Source organism: Streptomyces sp. MB09-02B (assembly GCF_033794485.1).
Classification (GTDB): Bacteria; Actinomycetota; Actinomycetes; order Streptomycetales; family Streptomycetaceae; genus Streptomyces.
Window position 1 is genome coordinate 1 of record NZ_JARGEE010000691.1, and the last position, 2,879, is coordinate 2,879.

Here is a 2,879-nt window from a genome sequence, read left to right on the forward strand (position 1 = left end):
CCGCCGGCCCCCGCCCCGGCGGCGGCCGCACCCCGGCCCCCGGCCCGGCGCCGCCCGCCCCGCAGCACGGCCCGCAGGCTGGCCGTGGACCTGCTGCCGCCGGTGGTGACGCGGGCGATCAGGAGGGCAGTCCGCCTACGCGCTGCTCGCCAGTGACAGCTTGACCGCGAACCCGAGGAACAGGGCTCCCGCCGCCGAGGTGGCCCCCGCCGACAGCCGCTTGCGGCGGCGGAACGTGGCGGCCAGCCTGGTGCCGCTGAATATCAGCGCGCTCAGGTAGAGGAAGCTGGCGAGCTGGGCGAAGGCGCCGAGGACCACGAAGGAGAGCGCCGGGTAGGCGTATCCCGGGTCCACGAACTGCACGAAGAAGGCGACGAAGAACAGGATCGCCTTCGGGTTCAGCAGACTGATCACCACGGCTCGCCGGAACGGCCTCTCCCCCTCGGCGATCTCCTCGCCCGGCCCCTCCACGACCCGGTCCCGGCGGCTGCGCCACATCCCCCACGCGGCCCGCAGCATCCCGACCGCCAGCCACGACAGATAGCCGGCGCCCGCGTACTTCACGATCCCGAACAGCACGGCGTTGGCCTGCAACAGCGAGGCCACCCCCGCCGCCGACAACGTCATCAGCACGGTGTCCCCGACCCATACGCCGGCGGCGGCCCGGTACCCGGTCCGTATCCCGCGCCGGGCGGCCACGGACAGCACGTAGAGGGAGTTGGGCCCGGGCAGGAGCACGATCAGGACGAGGCCCGCCAGGTAGGTGGGGAGGTCGATGACACCGAACATGAGGAGGAGTGTGGCACGGGGGTCCGACATCAGAAGGCGTCGCTGGGGATGTACGTGCCCCACACCTCGCGCAGGGCGTTGCACACCTCGCCGACCGTCGCGCGGGCCTTCAGGGCCTCGCGCATCGGGTAGAGGACGTTGTCCGTGCCCTCGGCGGCCTTCTTCAGGGCGGTGAGGGCCGCGTCCACCGCGGACTGGTCGCGTTGCGCGCGCAGCCGGGCCAGCCGCTCCGCCTGCTGGGCCTCGATCGCCGGGTCCACCCGCAGTGGCTCGTACGGCTCCTCCTCGTCCAGTTGGAAACGGTTGACGCCCACCACGACCCGTTCCCCGGAGTCGGTCTCCTGCGCGATGCGGTACGCGCTGCGCTCGATCTCGCCCTTCTGGAAACCGTGCTCGATGGCCGCGACGGCGCCGCCCAGGTCCTCGACCTTCCGCATCAGTTCGACGGCCGCCGCTTCCACGTCGTCGGTCATCTTCTCGATGACGTACGAACCGGCGAACGGGTCGACCGTCGCCGTCACGTCCGTCTCGTAGGCCAGCACCTGCTGCGTGCGCAGCGCGAGGCGCGCGCTCTTGTCGGTGGGCAGGGCGATCGCCTCGTCGAAGGAGTTGGTGTGCAGCGACTGGGTGCCGCCCAGCACCGCCGCCAGACCCTGCACCGCGACCCGCACGAGGTTCACCTCGGGCTGCTGCGCGGTCAGCTGCACCCCGGCCGTCTGCGTGTGGAAACGCAGCATCAGGGACTTGGGGTTCTTCGCGCCGAACTCCTCGCGCATCACCCGCGCCCAGATCCGGCGCGCCGCACGGAACTTGGCGACCTCCTCCAGGATCGTCGTCCGGGCGACGAAGAAGAACGACAGCCTAGGCGCGAAGTCGTCCACGTCCATGCCCGCCGCGACCGCCGTGCGGACGTACTCGATCCCGTCGGCCAGGGTGAACGCGATCTCCTGCGCGGGCGAGGCACCCGCCTCGGCCATGTGGTAGCCGGAGATCGAGATCGTGTTCCATTTCGGGATCTCGGCCTTGCAGTACTGGAAGATGTCGGCGATCAGCCGCAGCGAGGGCTTGGGCGGGAAGATGTAGGTCCCGCGCGCGATGTACTCCTTGAGCACGTCGTTCTGGATCGTGCCCGTCAGCCTGTCCGCCGGTACGCCCTGCTCCTCGCCGACCAGTTGGTACATCAGGAGCAGCAGGGCGGCCGGCGCGTTGATCGTCATCGACGTCGAGACCTTGTCCAACGGGATGCCGTCGAACAGCACCCGCATGTCCTCGACGGAGTCGATCGCGACACCCACCTTGCCGACCTCACCGTGGGCGATCGGGGCGTCGGAGTCGTGGCCCATCTGGGTGGGCAGGTCGAACGCGACCGACAGGCCCATCGTGCCGTTGGCGATCAGCTGCTGGTAGCGGGCGTTGGACTCCACCGCCGTGCCGAAGCCCGCGTACTGACGCATCGTCCAGGGACGCCCCGTGTACATCGACGGATACACACCCCGCGTGAACGGATACGCGCCCGGCTCGCCCAGCCGTTCCGCCGGATCCCAGCCCTCCAGCACCTCCGGCCCGTACACCGGCTCGATGGGCAGCCCGGACTCCGACTCGCGCGCCATGATGTGTGCCTCCGTCTTGTTCGTCGCTCGGATGCTCGCTTGTTACTCGTCAGTACAACGGCCTCGGCGACGGACTGTAGCGGCGGCCGTTGGTCCGGTGGAGTGCCCCTGGCTGGGACCTTGCTCACAACCATGCCCGTTTGTTCGCGACGGCTCACGTCCGGGCAACCTGTCCGGGAGAACGACCGGACGCGGCCGATCGTGAGACGACGGGGACCCCGATGCGTACCAATGACATGCGGAGATCGGTGGCCGCGATCGCGGCACTCGCCATGGCCGGCGCCTGCACGGCCCAGGGAGTCGACGTGCACGGCGGCCAGCGCCAGCCCGTGCGCATCGACGGGACCGCCACGCCGAACGGCTCCCCGAAGCAGGACGACGGCGACCGAACCGGTGGCGGGGACAAGACCGCGCGCGGGAACGGGACCGACGGGAAGGCACCCGAGAAGGCCCCGACGACCGCGCCGCCCTCCCCCACGC

Annotated in this window: 2 protein-coding genes and 1 pseudogene; 1 reads left to right on the plus strand and 2 read right to left on the minus strand. The window is 70.5% G+C overall.

Going from position 1 to position 2,879, the window contains the following annotated elements; all coding sequences use genetic code 11:
* Positions 1-135: 135 nt before the first annotated feature.
* On the minus strand, positions 136-789 hold the full coding sequence (gene leuE, locus P1P70_RS42880; RefSeq protein WP_319247660.1) for a leucine efflux protein LeuE: 654 nt from the start codon (positions 787-789) through the stop codon (positions 136-138).
* 29 nt (positions 790-818) lie between these two features.
* Positions 819-2,399: a methylmalonyl-CoA mutase gene (locus P1P70_RS42885; protein ID WP_319247662.1), complete on the minus strand. Its 1,581-nt coding sequence runs from the start codon at positions 2,397-2,399 to the stop codon at positions 819-821.
* A 221-nt stretch (positions 2,400-2,620) separates the two neighbouring features.
* Between P1P70_RS42885 and P1P70_RS42890 the strand changes: the two are divergent.
* Positions 2,621-2,879: pseudogene (locus P1P70_RS42890) on the plus strand (murein L,D-transpeptidase); the annotation flags it as partial.

What these genes read in the sequence shown, in the direction of transcription:
- leuE (WP_319247660.1), bottom strand. Translation starts at nt 789, where the DNA reads ATGTTCGGTGTCATCGACCTCCCCACCTACCTGGCGGGCCTCGTCCTG.
- P1P70_RS42885 (WP_319247662.1), bottom strand. Translation starts at nt 2,399, where the DNA reads ATGGCGCGCGAGTCGGAGTCCGGGCTGCCCATCGAGCCGGTGTACGGG.